Origin of the sequence: Flavobacterium sp., assembly GCF_027484705.1 — a bacterium.
In the GTDB taxonomy this organism is placed as follows: domain Bacteria; phylum Bacteroidota; class Bacteroidia; order Flavobacteriales; family Flavobacteriaceae; genus Flavobacterium.
The window spans coordinates 112,826-129,105 of record NZ_JAIXSL010000011.1 but is presented as its reverse complement, the minus strand read 5'-3'; the positions used below and the strand labels follow the sequence as shown (position 1 = coordinate 129,105).

14 protein-coding genes and 2 tRNA genes are annotated in these 16,280 nt (G+C 41.0%); 11 read left to right on the top strand and 5 right to left on the bottom strand.

Going from position 1 to position 16,280, the window contains the following annotated elements:
- Positions 1–44 precede the first annotated feature (44 nt).
- From Q0058_RS06445 to Q0058_RS06430, 4 genes are all read left to right on the top strand, one after another.
- Complete coding sequence (locus tag Q0058_RS06445) at positions 45–971, top strand: DUF58 domain-containing protein (RefSeq protein WP_298222065.1); 927 nt, start codon at positions 45–47, stop codon at positions 969–971.
- Between the two features lie 85 nt (positions 972–1,056).
- Positions 1,057–1,130 (top strand) — tRNA-Asp (locus tag Q0058_RS06440).
- A 269-nt stretch (positions 1,131–1,399) separates the two neighbouring features.
- Complete coding sequence (locus tag Q0058_RS06435) at positions 1,400–5,026, top strand: T9SS type A sorting domain-containing protein (protein ID WP_298222063.1); 3,627 nt, start codon at positions 1,400–1,402, stop codon at positions 5,024–5,026.
- 179 nt (positions 5,027–5,205) lie between these two features.
- A complete protein-coding gene (locus Q0058_RS06430; protein ID WP_298222061.1) occupies positions 5,206–5,691 on the top strand; it encodes a hypothetical protein in 486 nt (161 codons plus the stop codon).
- Between the two features lie 127 nt (positions 5,692–5,818).
- On the opposite strand, the gene Q0058_RS06425 is transcribed toward Q0058_RS06430, so the two are convergent.
- Positions 5,819–6,937 (bottom strand): glycosyltransferase, encoded by a 1,119-nt coding sequence (locus Q0058_RS06425; protein ID WP_298222059.1) that lies wholly within the window; start codon positions 6,935–6,937, stop codon positions 5,819–5,821.
- A complete protein-coding gene (locus Q0058_RS06420) occupies positions 6,934–7,878 on the bottom strand; it encodes a lysylphosphatidylglycerol synthase domain-containing protein (RefSeq protein WP_298222057.1) in 945 nt (314 codons plus the stop codon). The genes Q0058_RS06425 and Q0058_RS06420 overlap by 4 nt, the downstream gene beginning before the upstream one ends.
- Before the next feature lie 79 nt (positions 7,879–7,957).
- Here Q0058_RS06420 and ruvC point away from each other — a divergent pair, with 79 nt between their 5' ends.
- From ruvC to Q0058_RS06395, 5 genes are read left to right on the top strand one after another with little or no spacing between them, the layout of a single operon-like run.
- A complete protein-coding gene (ruvC, locus tag Q0058_RS06415) occupies positions 7,958–8,512 on the top strand; it encodes a crossover junction endodeoxyribonuclease RuvC (RefSeq protein WP_298222056.1) in 555 nt (184 codons plus the stop codon).
- A gap of 1 nt (position 8,513) precedes the next feature.
- The gene (gene hemW, locus Q0058_RS06410; protein WP_298222055.1) at positions 8,514–9,647 is read left to right on the top strand and encodes a radical SAM family heme chaperone HemW; all 1,134 of its coding nucleotides are present in this window, start codon (positions 8,514–8,516) and stop codon (positions 9,645–9,647) included.
- Between the two features lie 17 nt (positions 9,648–9,664).
- Complete coding sequence (locus tag Q0058_RS06405) at positions 9,665–10,444, top strand: cyclase family protein (protein ID WP_298222054.1); 780 nt, start codon at positions 9,665–9,667, stop codon at positions 10,442–10,444.
- Between the two features lie 54 nt (positions 10,445–10,498).
- Positions 10,499–10,900 (top strand): GNAT family N-acetyltransferase, encoded by a 402-nt coding sequence (locus Q0058_RS06400; protein WP_298222053.1) that lies wholly within the window; start codon positions 10,499–10,501, stop codon positions 10,898–10,900.
- 6 nt (positions 10,901–10,906) lie between these two features.
- Positions 10,907–11,275: an MmcQ/YjbR family DNA-binding protein gene (locus Q0058_RS06395; protein WP_298222052.1), complete on the top strand. Its 369-nt coding sequence runs from the start codon at positions 10,907–10,909 to the stop codon at positions 11,273–11,275.
- A gap of 115 nt (positions 11,276–11,390) precedes the next feature.
- Here Q0058_RS06395 and Q0058_RS06390 read toward each other — a convergent pair whose 3' ends face one another.
- On the bottom strand, positions 11,391–12,491 hold the full coding sequence (locus tag Q0058_RS06390; protein ID WP_298222051.1) for a DUF4407 domain-containing protein: 1,101 nt from the start codon (positions 12,489–12,491) through the stop codon (positions 11,391–11,393).
- A gap of 144 nt (positions 12,492–12,635) precedes the next feature.
- Here Q0058_RS06390 and Q0058_RS06385 point away from each other — a divergent pair, with 144 nt between their 5' ends.
- Positions 12,636–13,895: a glycosyltransferase family 4 protein gene (locus Q0058_RS06385; RefSeq protein WP_298222050.1), complete on the top strand. Its 1,260-nt coding sequence runs from the start codon at positions 12,636–12,638 to the stop codon at positions 13,893–13,895.
- 132 nt (positions 13,896–14,027) lie between these two features.
- Here Q0058_RS06385 and Q0058_RS06380 read toward each other — a convergent pair whose 3' ends face one another.
- Positions 14,028–15,416 carry a dipeptidase gene (locus Q0058_RS06380; protein WP_298222049.1) on the bottom strand — a complete coding sequence of 463 codons (1,389 nt, stop codon included), beginning with the start codon at positions 15,414–15,416 and terminating at the stop codon, positions 14,028–14,030.
- A 109-nt stretch (positions 15,417–15,525) separates the two neighbouring features.
- Here Q0058_RS06380 and Q0058_RS06375 point away from each other — a divergent pair.
- A tRNA-Leu gene (locus Q0058_RS06375) sits at positions 15,526–15,607 on the top strand.
- A 100-nt stretch (positions 15,608–15,707) separates the two neighbouring features.
- On the opposite strand, the gene Q0058_RS06370 is transcribed toward Q0058_RS06375, so the two are convergent.
- Positions 15,708–16,202: a DUF6252 family protein gene (locus tag Q0058_RS06370; protein ID WP_298222048.1), complete on the bottom strand. Its 495-nt coding sequence runs from the start codon at positions 16,200–16,202 to the stop codon at positions 15,708–15,710.
- Positions 16,203–16,280: the final 78 nt, after the last annotated feature.

Here is a 16,280-nt window from a genome sequence, read left to right as displayed (position 1 = left end):
CCGAGGCGTAACCGAATTCTATGAAATAAAATTATCTTTGAAACATGAACATCGAATCACAATTAGAAAAAATATCAAGCTTCCAGCATCTGGAATTGCTCGCCAATCAAGTTGTTGAAGGCTTCATTTCGGGCATGCACAAATCTCCTTTTCATGGGTTTTCTGCAGAATTTGCCGAACATAAAGTCTATAATTCAGGGGAAAGCACCAAACACATCGACTGGAAACTGTTCGCCAAAACCGACCGTTTGTACACCAAACGTTTTGAAGAAGAAACCAACCTGCGTTGTCATCTAATCATCGACAATTCCTCTTCGATGCACTACCCGAAACTCAAAGAAGGGCAACCGTTCTACGAAAATAAAATCGGTTTTTCCGTATTGGCTTCCGCGGTATTGATGAACTTGCTCAAAAAACAACGCGATGCTGTGGGTTTGAGCATCTATTCTGATACTTACGAATATTATGCCCCCGAAAAAGGCAGCGATCGTCATCAAAGAATGTTGCTCAACAAACTCGAAAATTTACTCGAAACGCCAACGGCAACAAAAACTACGGATACGATTACGTTCCTGCATCAAATTGCTGAGAAAATCCACCGGCGTTCGATGATTATTTTGTTTACCGATATGTTGCAGACCAAAGATGATAATGCGCTTTTCAACGCGTTGCAACACCTCAAACACGACAAACACAAAGTGGTTTTATTCCACGTGATTGATGACAAAACCGAACTTCATTTCGATTACGACAACGCACCGAGAAAATTCATCGACATCGAAAACGGAGATGAAGTGACGCTTTTTGCTGAAAATGTAAAAGAAATCTATGAGGAAAGCGTTCAAAGTTACTTTACCAAGCTTGCACAAACCTGCGCACAGAACAAAATAAAGTATGTTCCGGTAAATGTTGGCGCCGATTTCGAAAAAATCCTCACCACCTACTTGGTTGAAAAACAATCTTTTGGTTAAGCCATTTTAAAATACTTAAATATTTTTACACAATCACTTGCAGATAACAAAATCTATAGTATATTTGCAACCGCAATTAAGCAGAGGTTTGGTAGTTCAGTTGGTTAGAATACATGCCTGTCACGCATGGGGTCGCGGGTTCGAGTCCCGTCCAGACCGCTAAATTGGGAAAAAGGTTTTCGGAAACGGAAACCTTTTTTGTCCCAAAAGGCGAACGCCTAAAGAGAGTTGTGTTGTTTTCGCTACGACTTTGTAACTCGTAGCCGGTTTAGTAGTTAGACCAATGAAAAGCTTTCCACTTTTGTGGACAGCTTTTTTGTTTTTAAAAATACTTCCATTATTTTGATTTACAATTCATTAAAAAAATGTACATTGCTGTGCTTTTTTTAAAGCTTGAATATTTTTCAAATCAAACGCAATTCTACATCATGAAAAAACAATTACTTTTACTCTGTATATTGTTGCTAAATAGTATTATTTACGGGCAAACGAATAATCGAACCGTCTGTGTTGCACCAACAGCACTAACTGTGACAAACGTTTCTCAATACAGTGCGCAGCTGAGTTGGTCTAGCGACTCTAACGCGTCATATGAGGTATACCTTACTGTGGGCGGAGCACCCGCCCCTTTAGAAACCACGCCAGCTACCGGCACCTCATCAACAAACATTTATACCGCAACCGGACTGATATGTGATACTTTTTATCAATATTATGTAAAGAAAATATGTTCTAATACTTCATTAAGTGCTTGGGTTGGGCCATTTTCGTTCATGACATTTCCATGTTCCCAAGGCAGTGGTGAGCCACAGGATTTGTTCCAATGCGGAAACGGCATCACTGCCTGTTTTGATTTGACCCAAAATGACGCCAATATATTAGGTACCTTAAATCCATCTCAATATCAAATTACCTATCACAATACCACAGCGGATGCGCAAACGGGAAGCAATCCCATCCTAACCGCTACGCAATATTGCACTAGCGCTTCTGAGCAAATCTTCACGAGGTTGCTTGATCTTCAAAACAATACTTCAGTTGTAGCCTCTTTTGGGATTTATTTCGCAGATACACCTCCGGCTCCAACGCAAAATCTTACCGTTTGTGGTAATGTAACTACAGGGCCAATCTGTGTTAACTTAGAATCAATAGTTGGGAATATCTCTAGTGGAGGTGCGTTCAACGTTACCTTTTATGAAACACAAGCGAATGCGAGTTCAGGAACAAATCCTATCCAAAATACGACTTGTTATACTATTCTAAATACACTTCCTTCTACTTTACCATTGTATTATCGATTGGACAACAACGCTTCTGGCTGTACTGCAACAGGACTAGTGAATGTTTATATTGTTCAATGCAATCCGAATTGCCTCGCTCCGTCTGCGGTTACGGGAACTATGGTTTTTCAGGACATGGCCAATTTTGATTGGACACCAACAGGAGCGTCAGGTTATGATGTATTCTTTCAAGCTGCGGGACTTCCAGCGCCAACACAAAATACGGCGCCTATTGGAACTACTACTGTGACTCAATATTCATTTGGCGGACTTCCTTGTGGCACTGCTTACCAATTTTATGTAAGAAGTGTCTGCACACAAAATGGCGTTAGCGAATGGGCAGGGCCGTATAGCATTACAACCAACCAATGTAATGTGGCTGGACAACCTAACAATTTGATTCAGTGCAGTGATACTGGTTCCGCTTGTTTCAATTTGAACGACAACAACAATCCGATTTTAGGCACACTCAATCCGTCGGAATACGCCCTTACCTATCATATTTCTCAATCTGGCGCTAGTTCCGGGACCAATGCCATCAATACAGACCAACCCACCTGTATTTCTTCGCCCTCAGTACTTATTTTTGCACGTTTACTGAACCTTACCAACAACCAAACACAAATTTTTACATTCCAGTTAATAATGCAAACCGCAAATACGGGGACCACTCCATTGCCCAATATGGTTCAATGCGATGACAACAATGATGGTTCAGTGGTGTTTGATTTGACCACAGTTCAATCGCAAATAAACGACTTGGGAAGTCTAACCTTTTATGCTAATTATCAAGAAGCGTTGGATGGAATCAATCCTATTGTAAATCCGACGTCATACTCTTTAGCGGTGGGTGGCAATTCAATGCCTATTGTAGTTAGAGTAACTATGCCGGGATGTGATGCGCTTTATAATTTAGTGTTAGTAGCCACACCGAACTGCAATGTTTCTTCCACTTGCATTAATGCGAATTCCTTATGCAATGCATTGGGCGCGCCGTTTTCTAATACACAAAACCTAAACATTAATGAGCCTGGAGCGAGTTACGGCTGTTTGGCTTCCCACCCAAACCCAACCTGGTTCTATTTACCCGTAAGCAGTCCGGGCGTGATTAATTTGAAAATTGAACAAAACAGATCCATCAATTTTGACAATCAGTTGTTAGATGTAGACTATATTGTATACGGTCCTTTTACAACGCCAACGGCACCATGCTACAATGCATTAACAGCAAATAATATTGTGAGTTGCAGCTATTCTGTAGATGCAATCGAATTTCCTATCATTAACAATGCTCAAACGGGTCAATATTATTTGATTATGACTACCAATTACAGCAATGATCCCGGATACATCCGCATCACAGAAACAGCCAATACACAAGGCGGAATAGCTTGCTCTGGCATTCGATTGAATGCATTCTTAGACTCCAATTCCAATGGAACGAAAGATGTTGGCGAACAAAATTTCCCGCTTGGTCAATTTCAAATAGAGAAAAATAACGATGACAATGTGCACAACATCACGTCTCCTTCCGGAGTGTACAACATTTATGATGAAAACGCTGCCAGTTCGTACGACTTAGCATATACTATTGATCCTGCCTATAGTGCAACTTACGCGCTTACAACCGCTTCCTATAGTAATATTAGCCCTGTTATTGGAGCAGGAATGCAGGTGTATAGTTTCCCAGTAACAGTAGTGCAATCTTTCCAAGATTTAGCGGTCAGCATCATTCCGTTGCAACAACCAAGAGCCGGATTTGTCTACTCCAATAAAGTTGTATATGCGAACTATGGAAATCAAACCATCGCTTCGGGGACCCTAACTTTTACGAAAGATACTGCTTTAACCATTACGGCAAATACGCAATCCGGAACCACTCCGGACGCCAATGGATTCAGTTATACTTTCACCAATCTGTTGCCTTTTGAAGTGCGCACGATGACTGTTTCAATGCAAGTACCGCCAATTCCTAGTGTGACGCTTGGTCAATTGCTCACCAACAGCGCGACAATTGTTCCTTTAGCTGGCGATGTGGTGCCGGAAAATAATGCCAGTACACTTTCCGAAATTGTAATCGGCTCCTACGATCCGAACGACAAAATGGAATCTCATGGTGATAAAATCCTCACTTCGAGTTTTGCCTCTACCGATTATCTGTATTATACGATTCGTTTCGAAAACACGGGAACAGCCAGCGCAATCAATGTTAGAATTTCAGATGTACTCGATTCAAAACTCGACGAAACTTCGATCAAAATGGTCAATGCAAGTCATGATTATATTTTAGACCGCCTCGATACTAACTTAACCTGGAAATTCAACAACATTCAATTGCCACCTTCCGTGGAAAATATGAATACCGGAAAAGGATATGTTACTTTCAAAGTAAAACCTAAAGCAGGATATGCAACAGGCGATATTATTTCAAATACTGCCGGAATTTATTTTGATTATAATCCCGTCATTGTCACCAATACTTTCTTAACGGAATTCGTAGCGACTTTGGCTGTAGACCAGTTCGAAAATACAGACTTCCTTTTTTATCCGAATCCGGCTCAGGATGTGCTCAACGTTACTTTAAAAAACAATGGCAACAGTATCGATTTTATAGAAGTATATGATGCTCAAGGAAAATCAATGTTGCACAAAAAAGTAACAACGCCATCGAATACCGACTTCATTGATTTATCCTCATTGGCTTCCGGACTTTACTTCATCGAAGTTACAACGTCCAATCAATCGAAAGTGATCAAAAAAGTGATGCGAAAATAAGCCCTATAGGTTTGCTAAATATAAAAAACCAGTTTCTTACGAAGCTGGTTTTTTTGTTACGCTTTGTCAATGGCTACTATAATGATATCGCAATGCCCCATAAAGTATTTTTTAGTATTTTTGAAAAATAAAATGCTACTTTTATAGCCCAACAATCCGCCTTGGTTTCGTCTACGAATATGAAAAAAACAATTCCAATACTACTTTTGCTAAGCCTTAGTTTATACTCTTGTCAGTATTTCAACTCCCAGATTCCCGATCAAAACGAGTTGTTGCAAAAAGAATTAAAAGCCATCAACTGGAACCAAGTAGACGAATTGCCCAATTTCACAAGCTGCGATTCCGTGGCCGACAAAACCCAAAAGAAACAATGCTTTTTCGAGTACCTCACGCAACTGATCCAACAAAAATTAAGCAGCGACACGCTCACGGTTTTATATCCGCAACTCGACACGATCAACGTCAAAGTCACCGTATTGGCGAACGCAACCTTAGCATTCGAGCCGCAACTCAACGACACCCTTTCGTATGACACTGCCAAAATCGACAGCATCATCAAAACAAGATTGGTCGATTTCCCAAAAGTGAATCCGGCCATCAAGCGCGGCATTCCCGTGAAGACGCAATTTGTGCTTCCGGTGATTTTAAATGTAGCGAAGAAGTAGTTTTTTAGGAGCTGTTCCGGCTATCATTCCAATCTTTTTTGTTTTATCAAGGCTCGCTACATACATTGAGAATCCTTAAAAACAAAAAAGGATTTTCCCTTCTATCCGGGCTAGGGTTTTCGTTTCCTTAAAACTTCCTGCCTTTCCATTCGTACTTTCCAAACCAAGAAAAAATGGCAACAGTCACGCAAAAAAACGGATAGAACAAACTTGCGAACAGCAAAAACCGCATGCGTTTCTTCCTTAAAAATCGATTGGTTTTATATAAGAGTAAGTAGTCTGTCATAAACTTCAACGCAAACATTAGCGCGGGAATCTTCCACGAAAGTATCTCAAGAGCCCAGAAGCAGGAAGCAAGAACAATCGCCAAATTCCCTGCAAACACAAGCACCGCCAAATCTTTCCCAAACACACTTTGATACGCACCCGCTTTCGATGCCCAACGCACACGCTGCGAAAACAATTCCGCCCAACTTGAAGTCGGTTTGGTATGCACAATAATTTCTTTCGATTTTAAAAAATGTACTTTTTCAGGGCTTTTTTGCATCGCTTTCTGCAACAGGAACACATCATCGCCACTTGCAATCTGGTTATTTCCTGCAAAACCATGCAGTTTCTCAAACACAGATTTGGTGTAACAGAAATTCGCTCCATTGCACAAAAACCCTAATCCCATACCGAAACTGCCTATCGTTGCGCCCTGCAAACTCATCAGATCCAATTGCTGGAAATGGTGCAGAAACGATTTCTTGGTATCATAAACTACCGAACCGACAATCATTTCAATATCGTGCTTTTGAATATAAGCGTCCAAAGCCATGAGCCAGTTTTCAGGAACGATACAATCCGCGTCAGTCGTTACCAACCATTCATTTTTAACAATCGGAACCGCGCGCGAAATCGCATCTTTTTTGGGGGAACCCGAAAGCCGGATGTTTTCGAGAAGCGTCGTTTGAAACACGCCGTTTTCCATACGCCAGTTATAGATTTGCCGCACAGAATCATCTTCCGAAGCGTCATTCACGAGAATGATTTCGAACAATTCCTTGGGATATTTGAGGTTTTTGATGCTTTCTAAAAGTACCGGCAAATTCGCGCTTTCATTGCGGAACGGAACGACAATCGCAAAAAAGGTTTTGGGTTCGCTTGGTATGAAAGGTACGGTTTTGATCTTGTCGAAACCCACGATCAATTGCGCCATCGTCACGATATAAACCATCAAAATCAGCAGTAAAATCAAAATCATGTTCTGGATTTGAGTTTAAAATTCAACACATAATAACTTCCGATGATTACCGGAATCACTACATTCAGGAACCACATCAGCGTCGTGATAAAAATAACAATCCATTCATTAACACCCAACAATCCGAAGAAATAAACCGCCACACTGCCTTTGACGGCGAAATCGAGAAACTGAAAACTCGGCAACGACGACGCCAAAAAGTAAATGCTCGTAATGGCTGACATCAAAATGAAATAAGGCAAATGCACATCAAACGCGAGAAACAAAAAGTAATATTGGTGCGAGAAAACAAGGTAACGACACAATCCCAAAACAATATTTTTCTGATGAATTCGCTTCGGAATCTGGTTGATTTTATGCACGAGTTTCTCTATCGAATAGCCTTTAATCGAAAAAGTTTTTAAGAAGAATGAAGCCAGAACCAAAACGAGCAACAATCCGAAAAGAATCGCAATGGTTTGGGTCGTGATGATATTGAATTCGGCATTGAAATACAACAACCCAAAAATCCCGAAAACCACCGTCAGCAACATTTGGATGCCGTTGCAAATCAGGTTCAGAAAGACAATTTTTTTAGTTTTTTCTTTTTCAAAAAACAACGCTTTCCCTGCATATTCTCCGAGTCCGTTGGGCGTGAAGATTCCGGCGGTTAAAGCTCCTAACACTTGAGCCGTTGCATCGCCTAAAGAAATTTTCCGGAATGAAGCGACGAGATTCTGCCACTTCAGGATTTCGAAAAAACGGTTCAGGAAACTCAACAGCAGTAAAAACAAAATCCCGCCCACCGATTGGTTTTTATGGAACATCGCCGTGAACTTTTGCCAATCGAGCTGGTCGTTGTCGGCCAGTTGGCGGTAGATGAAATAAAAAGCGCCGCATACGATCAAAACTTTGATGGTAAAAACGAGGAATTGTTTAGCTTTGTGGGGAATTGCAATCATCGTTGCAAAGAACGGAAACTCTCGTCGATTAAAATAACTTTCAATAAACTTTGCGCCTTCGCGTCTTAGTAGCAACAACATGGCAAACGAACGCATCATTTTAGGCATCGATCCCGGCACCACAATTATGGGGTTCGGACTCATTAAAGTGGTCGGCAAAAACATGGAATTCATACAACTCAACGAATTAATCCTCAGCAAATACGACGACCATTACACCAAACTCAAAGTCATTTTCGAACGCACGATCGAACTCATAGAAACGCATCATCCCGACGAAATTGCTATTGAAGCGCCTTTTTTCGGAAAGAACGTGCAATCGATGTTGAAACTCGGAAGGGCACAAGGCGTGGCGATGGCCGCAGGTTTGTCGCGACAGATTCCGATTACCGAATACGAGCCGAAGAAAATCAAAATGGCGATTACCGGAAACGGAAATGCGAGTAAAGAACAAGTCGCCAAAATGTTGCAGCAATTGTTAGGATTGAAAACCTTACCAAAAAACCTAGACAGCACTGATGGATTGGCGGCGGCCGTTTGTCATTTCTTCAATTCGGGCAAAGTCGTCGGCGCGAAAAGCTATACGGGTTGGGACGCTTTTGTGAAACAGAACGAGGAGCGCGTTAAAAAATAATATGTCCGGAATTTACCTCCATATTCCTTTTTGCAAACAGGCTTGCCATTACTGCGACTTCCATTTTTCGACTTCGATGAAGAAAAAAGACGAGATGGTTTTTGCGTTGGTGAAAGAGTTAGTGATGCGTGCTGGTGAATTCAAAAATGAAATCATCGAGACCATCTATCTCGGCGGCGGAACACCAAGCGTACTGGAGATTCCCGAATTGAAATTATTGATTGACACCGTTTATCAGAACTATAACGTCGCGGAACATCCTGAAATCACACTCGAAGCCAATCCTGACGATTTATCGAACAATAAAATCTTACAGCTTTGTAAAAATCGAATCAACCGTTTATCCATCGGAATCCAATCGTTTTTCGAAAATGATTTGAAAATGATGAACCGCGCGCACAATGCCGAAGAAGCCAAAGCTTGTTTAGCCGAAGCCACGAAATATTTCGATAACATTTCGATTGATTTGATTTACGGTATTCCCGGCATGAGCAACGACCAATGGCGACAAAACATCGAAACCGCATTGTCTTTTGGTGTTCCGCATATTTCGAGTTATGCGTTAACGGTGGAACCCAAAACCGCTTTGAAAAAACTCATCCAAACAGGAAAAATTGTTGAGCCGAATGATGAAGTCGCACAAGAACAGTTTGTAATTTTAGTAGAAACACTTCAAACAAACGGTTTCATTCATTACGAATTATCGAATTTCGGAAAACCCAATTACTTCTCTAAAAACAATTCGAGTTATTGGCTAGGAAAAAAATATCTGGGAATTGGCCCATCAGCCCATAGTTATAATGGCGTTTCAAGAAGTTGGAATGTGGCGAATAACAGTTTGTATTTAAAATCGATTCAGGAAGATCAATTGCCGAATGAAGTTGAAATCCTTTCCATAAATGATCGCTACAACGAATACATCATGACAGGATTGCGCACGATTTGGGGTGTTGATTTGCAACACATTGAAACAGAATTTGGCACAGCAACATTGACTTACTTGAAAAAACAAGCTCAAAAATTCCTCGACGATGGATTGCTAGTGATTGATGATACTATTTTAAAAACGACAACCAAAGGAAAGTTTTTAACGGATGGAATCGCGAGTGATTTGTTTTTATTAAATTTGGAGTAGTTACAAAAACAAAACAAGTGCAAACAACCATTCAACACCAAAACCAAACTTTTAAAGTCGATCTTTCCCAACCCATCGACATTTCCATTCCACTAACCAATACCGATAAAAACCCCATTGCTTGGTATATCGACAAACCCGTCATAGAACCCGTTCGTTTTGGCGACTGGATCGGAAAAGTGTCTGAAGGAAGTTCATCAACCAATTTCAACAACATCTTTTTTAATCCACACGGACACGGCACACACACCGAATGTTTGGGACATATTACACGAGATTTTTACAGCATCAACCAAGCATTGAAACAGTTTTTCTTTGTGGCGGAACTCGTTTCCATTGCTCCTGAATGGCAAAGCGAAGATTGGGTAATCACTAAAAATCAAATTGAAAAAGCATTGGCTGGAAAAACACCTGAAGCGATTATCATCCGGACTTTACCCAACGACGATCATAAGTTAAGTCAGAATTATTCGAATACCAATCCACCTTACTTAGAAGATGTAGCTGCGAAATTCCTTCATGACATCGGCGTAGAACATTTACTCATTGATTTACCAAGTGTCGACAAAGAGCATGACGACGGAAAATTAGCCGCGCACAAAGCTTTTTGGAATGTTAAAGATGTCAATGAGTTGAATGAAGATGCTCGAATCCATGCAACAATTACCGAGATGGTTTTTATTCCTGATGAAGTGGCTGACGGAAGTTATTTGTTAAACCTACAGATCGCTTCGTTTGAAAATGACGCGAGCCCGAGCAAACCCGTTTTATTTTCTATTCTAAATTCTAAATTTTAAATTTTGAATTGGGGCTTTCATTCAAAATTCAAAATTTAAAATTCAAAATAACTTATGATTACTGTATCAACCGATAAAGCCAAGCTCAACATACCGTTCCTCCAAAATTTCTTAAAAGACATTTATTGGGCTGCTGGAAGAACGACAGAAGAAGTGCAAACGACCATCGACCATTCGTTTTGTTTCGGAATTTATCTCGATGGTGAACAGATTGGTTTCGCGCGCGTCATCACCGATTACGTTGTTTTTGCTTATCTGATGGATGTTTTTATTGATGAGAATCACCGCGGCAAAGGCTATTCCTCTATTTTAATCGAGGCGATGATGAAAGAACCTCAATTGCAACAAGTGAAAATCTGGCGACTGGCCACCAGCGACGCGCACTTTTTATATGAGAAATTCGGATTTGCCTTATTGGCGCATCCGGAGAAAATGATGGAAAAAGTAATTAAATAACCCGATATGAACATCGAAACTTACTTCGAATATTGTCTATCCAAAAAAGGCGTCACCGAACATTTCCCTTTTGATGAAGATACTTTGGTGTTTAAAGTCGGCGGTAAAATGTTTGCCTTGGCTTCTTTACAAGAATGGGAAAAAGGCAATCCATCAGTGAATCTAAAATGCGATCCCGACCGTGCTGAAGAATTGCGTGCGCAGTATGATGATATTCAACCTGGTTATCACATGAGCAAAGTGCATTGGAATACCGTGAAAGTCAATCGTGATGTGAACGATCGTTTTCTAAAAGAACTGATTGATCATTCGTATGATTTGGTGTTTAAAAGTTTGACGAAGAAAATGCAGGGTGAAGTTTTAGGTATGGAATAAATGCCACGAAGACACTAAGTCACGAAGATTTTCAATGAAAAACCCGATAAGTTATTTATCGGGTTTTTCATTGTACACTTTTATAAACTTGTGCCTTAGCGCCTTTGTGGCAAAATCATAAAGTTCGCTTCTGTTTTTCCAAAAAGCCATTTGCCTGCAATTCTAACAATTCCGTAGCTTTCTTGCGTTGTAAATCATACAGTTTTTTATCTTGTGCAATATCTTCATAAACCTTATCGTGCATTGCAGCGCTGGTTTTTACTAGCAGTTCGCGTTGGTATTTGTCTTGCGATAAAGTCGCTTTCAAAGCCGTTTCGATATCTTCAAGTTTGAAATCATATTCGCCTTTAGGGGATAACAATTTGGCGATAATCGGCGAAGTTTCAATCGCGAAAAACAACAGCATGATAAACATTGACGGAATCAAAGGCAATTTCCCCAAAGCGTTAATCCGCGCCATCAAGCCATCGAAACCGTCAATGATGGGTTGGGTTTCGGTTACTTTTTTATCGAGATCGGCCTGAAGCGTTTTGGTTTTTTTCTCGCGCTCGGCGATTTTGATCAGGTTGTTTTTACGCAACGTATCAAGTTCTGCTTTGGCCAGATTGTGTTTGGCGATTTTTTCTTTGAACACCGGGCCTTTTCCTAATTTCATCGTGCCTTTAGTGCCTTCGGCTTCAGTGATGTAGGTTTCGTATAAACTGTTGACTTCGGTTTCTTTTTTCGCAATTTCCGTTTTGAGGCTGTCAATTTCCGTTTTGTTTTTATCAAGATCCGATTGAAAATAATTCGCAACTTCTTTCTTGTTGTTGAGTGCCATCGCATTTTTTTCCTTCAATAAAACGGTGTTGATTTCCTTCTCAAAAATCTTGATTTCAAGCGGTTTTGAAATGACGATTGCAATAATAACTGCTAAAATAATCCGCGGCGTGGCTTGCAAAAACTCACTGGCGAAACTGTCGCGCTTGCGAATGGTTGATACGATAAAACGGTCGAGGTTGAAAATTAAAAAACCCCATACGATACCGAAAAGTAACGCGGGATAAATACTGTCGAACACTGTAAAAAGGGCGTAAGAACTGGCGATGAATGCCATTACAGCGGTAAAGAAAACGGTGGCGCCGATGCCAACGAATTTGGTTTGTTCGCCTTCGGAGCAATCTTGTAAAAGATTTTTGTCCGCCCCGGAACACAGGATGAAGAATGATTTTAACATGATGATTGATTTGTAGCGCCGGTTTCCCGCAGCCAGTTGATTGATGATGATTAGTACAAAAGTAACGCCAAAAGTTTCAGGTTGGTATATCCCCGCGATTTATTTTAATTGCTGTTTTTAAAAGTGTTATTTTGCAACGAGAATATGAAAACACCGATTACAATACTAATCATAGGCTTTGTCTGGCCCGAACCCAATTCTTCTGCGGCCGGAACGCGAATGTTGCAACTTATCGCTTTGTTTCAAAAACAAGGCTGGAAAGTGACGTTTGCGAGCGCGGCTTCCGACAGTGATTTTATGTTTGACGTGACTTCGCTTAGGGTTGAAAAAGTAGCCATCAACCTTAATGATTCTGATTTCGATGTTTTTATCAAAGCACTGAATCCGAACATCGTGTTGTTCGATCGTTTTATGGTCGAGGAACAATTCGGCTGGCGTGTTGCGGAGCAATGCCCTGAAGCTTTGCGTATTTTGGATACTGAAGATTTACACTGTTTGCGGTTGGCGCGTCAAAAAGCTTTTCAGGAAAAAAGAAGTTTTGAAACTGAGGATTTATTTTCTGATACAGCCAGAAGGGAAATAGCAAGTATGTTGCGTTGCGATTTGTCGCTAATCATTTCAGAAATCGAAATGGATTTGCTGCAAAACCAGTTCAAAATAGATGCGAATTTGTTGCATTATCTGCCTTTTTTGGTCGATGAAATCGATGAAGAAACCACTAAAAACTGGGTGCCATTCGAAGCACGTAAAGACTTCATCTTCATCGGCAATTTTCTACACGAACCCAATTGGAATACGGTTCAATATTTAAAAGAAACCGTTTGGCCGTTGATTCGAAAAAAACTTCCCGAAGCCTCGATGCAGATTTATGGCGCTTATCCGTCGCAGAAAGTGTTGCAGTTGCACCAACCCAAAGAACAGTTTTTAATTTTAGGACGCGCGGAAAATGCTGCTCAAGTTGTTGGAAAATCTCGTGTTGTTTTAGCGCCAATCCGTTTTGGAGCCGGTGCCAAAGGCAAATTATTAGAAGCGATGCAATGCGGAACACCAAGCGTTACAACAACTATCGGAGCAGAATCAATGTGTGGTGATTTGCCGTGGAATGGAATGATTGCAGACGATTTGGAAAGTATTGCTGAAGCGGCAATGACATTGTATCAAGACAAATCGCTTTGGGAAAAGGCACAACAAAACGGCATTGCGATTGTGAACCAGCGGTATCAAAAATCTTTATTTGAATCTGGTTTTATCAAACGTGTTTTGGAAGTTTATGAAAATCTGAAAGCACATCGGAACAACAATTTCATCGGTTCTTTATTGATGCATCATACGACGGCAAGCACTAGATATATGTCGCGCTGGATTGAATTGAAAAACCAGCAAACTTCCGAGAAACCGCGTTAGGGATTGTAGCATTGTCTGAGCTCTTTTTGCGCTGGGGTTCAGCGTAAAAAAGCGAGTGCGGAAAGCCCGACCCTTGGGAAACGCCCATAAAAAAAACACGGATTTCACAAGTTGTAAAATCCGTGTTGTATCTTATTTACTGAGTTCCACAAAATATTTGTAGAACAACGGAATCGTTTCAATGCCTTTGAGGTAATTGAAAATCCCGAAATGCTCGTTCGGCGAATGGATGGCGTCGCTGTCTAGACCAAATCCCATGAGGATCGTTTTGCTTTTGAGTTCTTTTTCGAACAGCGCGACAATCGGAATGCTGCCGCCCGAACGCACCGGAATCGCCGGAACGCCGAAAGTTTCCGTGTAGGCTTTGTTCGCCGCCTGATAACCGATACTGTCTATCGGCGTTACGTAACCTTGTCCACCGTGATGCGGTTTCACTTTGACGGTGACGCCCGACGGAGCGATGCTTTCGAAATGTTTGGTGAACAATTCGGTGATTTCTTCCCAATCCTGGTGTGGTACGAGACGCATCGAAATTTTTGCATAAGCTTTACTTGCGATGACAGTTTTAGCACCTTCGCCGGTGTAGCCGCCCCAAATTCCGTTGACGTCTAAAGTCGGGCGAATCGAGTTTCTTTCGTTGGTCACGTAACCTTTTTCGCCATAAACATCATTGAGGTCCAACGCTTTTTTATAGTTTTCTAAATGGAACGGCGCTTTGGCCATTTCTGCCCTTTCAGCCGCGGTAAGTTCTTCGACTTTGTCATAGAAACCGGGAATCGTAATGTGGTTGTTTTCATCGTGTAAGGAAGCGATCATTTTTGCCAAAACGTTGATGGGATTCGCTACGGCACCGCCATACAACCCTGAATGTAGGTCGCGGTTGGGTCCGGTCACTTCGACTTCCACATAACTCAAACCTCTTAAACCGGTCGTAATCGATGGTTGCTGGTTCGAGATCATTCCGGTATCGGAAATCAAGATGACATCGTTTTTAAGTTTTTCCTGATTGCGCTCCACAAACCAACTTAGGCTTTTGGAACCGACTTCTTCTTCACCTTCAATCATAAATTTGACATTGCAAGGCAAAGTATTCGATTGCAACATATATTCTAATGCTTTCACGTGCATATACATCTGGCCTTTGTCATCGCAGGCGCCGCGTGCAAAGATGGCGCCTTCGGGATGGATTTCGGTAGTTTTAATCACAGGTTCGAACGGCGGCGAAGTCCATAAATCCATCGGGTCGGGCGGTTGCACATCGTAATGTCCGTAGACCAAAACGGTTGGTAAGTTTTTATCTATCGTTTTTTCTCCGTAGACGATTGGATAACCCGGTGTATCACAGATTTCGACAAAATCACAGCCGGCTTTTTCGAGGCTTTCTTTTACGGCATTCGCGGTATCAATGACATCTTGGGAATAAACAGGGTCGGCACTGACCGATGGGATTTTAAGCAATTCGATTAACTCGCTGATAAAGCGGTCTTTGTGCTGCTGCACATAAGATTTTATAGTGTCCATGTTGGTTGGTGTGTTTTATAGTTTCAAATGTATAAAATAAAGCGCGATAAAAAAATCAGGATTTGCCCATTGCGATTTGATATTTATATTTATATTTGCACCCACCAATGCGGATATGGCGAAATTGGTAGACGTGCCAGACTTAGGATCTGGTGCCGTAAGGCGTGTAGGTTCGAGTCCTATTATCCGCACTAAAAAAGTCCAAACTAACGTTTGGACTTTTTTATGATATCAATATAAAAAAAGCCGCCTCAGATTGTGAGGCGGCTTTTTTATTTTATAAACTAAGTTTTAATAAACAGGTACTTTATAAAAAACACCTTCCTGCAAGTTTACCGAAGGTTGTCCTTCCGATTCTAAGTCCTGATTCAGGGCATTAAACCTAAAAGTTCCCGAAACGGTTTGTCCGTCATATTGCGAAATCACAACCTGACCATCACCTGATCCGATACCCGTTTTGTAAATATAGACATTGTCTGCGGTTGTTAAAGTATACATAGCCACTTTGGTATCGCTGGTTCCAAGAATATGGGTCACAAAAGTATTTTCGTTGCTTGGGTCGATCGTCATTGGAGGCAACGGTATTTTTAAAGACATCACTTCGGTCAACGTAGCGGCTTCAATGGTCAACCTGTTCCCAACGCCAATCGTAGCTTTCGAATTGCCGCCTTCCCAAAGACCATTATCCTTGATGCCTCTGAAAACACCTGTGTTATCATTGCTGATATCTTCTCCACACGAAACCAAAGAAGCAGCAATAATTATAAAACAAAGAAATTTTTTCATTACTTTTTAAATTTGAGAAACAAAAATAGTTTTTTAAACCATAAATTCTAATTAAATTCCGAAAAAAATAACCGTTTA

Excerpts from the sequence above, each read along its gene's own strand:
- Q0058_RS06445 (WP_298222065.1), top strand. The coding sequence starts at position 45 with ATGAACATCGAATCACAATTAGAAAAAATATCAAGCTTCCAGCATCTG.
- Q0058_RS06435 (WP_298222063.1), top strand. The coding sequence starts at position 1,400 with ATGAAAAAACAATTACTTTTACTCTGTATATTGTTGCTAAATAGTATT.
- Q0058_RS06430 (WP_298222061.1), top strand. The coding sequence starts at position 5,206 with ATGAAAAAAACAATTCCAATACTACTTTTGCTAAGCCTTAGTTTATAC.
- Q0058_RS06425 (WP_298222059.1), bottom strand. The coding sequence starts at position 6,937 with ATGATTTTGATTTTACTGCTGATTTTGATGGTTTATATCGTGACGATG.
- Q0058_RS06420 (WP_298222057.1), bottom strand. The coding sequence starts at position 7,878 with ATGATTGCAATTCCCCACAAAGCTAAACAATTCCTCGTTTTTACCATC.
- ruvC (WP_298222056.1), top strand. The coding sequence starts at position 7,958 with ATGGCAAACGAACGCATCATTTTAGGCATCGATCCCGGCACCACAATT.
- hemW (WP_298222055.1), top strand. The coding sequence starts at position 8,514 with ATGTCCGGAATTTACCTCCATATTCCTTTTTGCAAACAGGCTTGCCAT.
- Q0058_RS06400 (WP_298222053.1), top strand. The coding sequence starts at position 10,499 with ATGATTACTGTATCAACCGATAAAGCCAAGCTCAACATACCGTTCCTC.
- Q0058_RS06395 (WP_298222052.1), top strand. The coding sequence starts at position 10,907 with ATGAACATCGAAACTTACTTCGAATATTGTCTATCCAAAAAAGGCGTC.
- Q0058_RS06390 (WP_298222051.1), bottom strand. The coding sequence starts at position 12,491 with ATGTTAAAATCATTCTTCATCCTGTGTTCCGGGGCGGACAAAAATCTT.
- Q0058_RS06385 (WP_298222050.1), top strand. The coding sequence starts at position 12,636 with ATGAAAACACCGATTACAATACTAATCATAGGCTTTGTCTGGCCCGAA.
- Q0058_RS06380 (WP_298222049.1), bottom strand. The coding sequence starts at position 15,416 with ATGGACACTATAAAATCTTATGTGCAGCAGCACAAAGACCGCTTTATC.
- Q0058_RS06370 (WP_298222048.1), bottom strand. The coding sequence starts at position 16,202 with ATGAAAAAATTTCTTTGTTTTATAATTATTGCTGCTTCTTTGGTTTCG.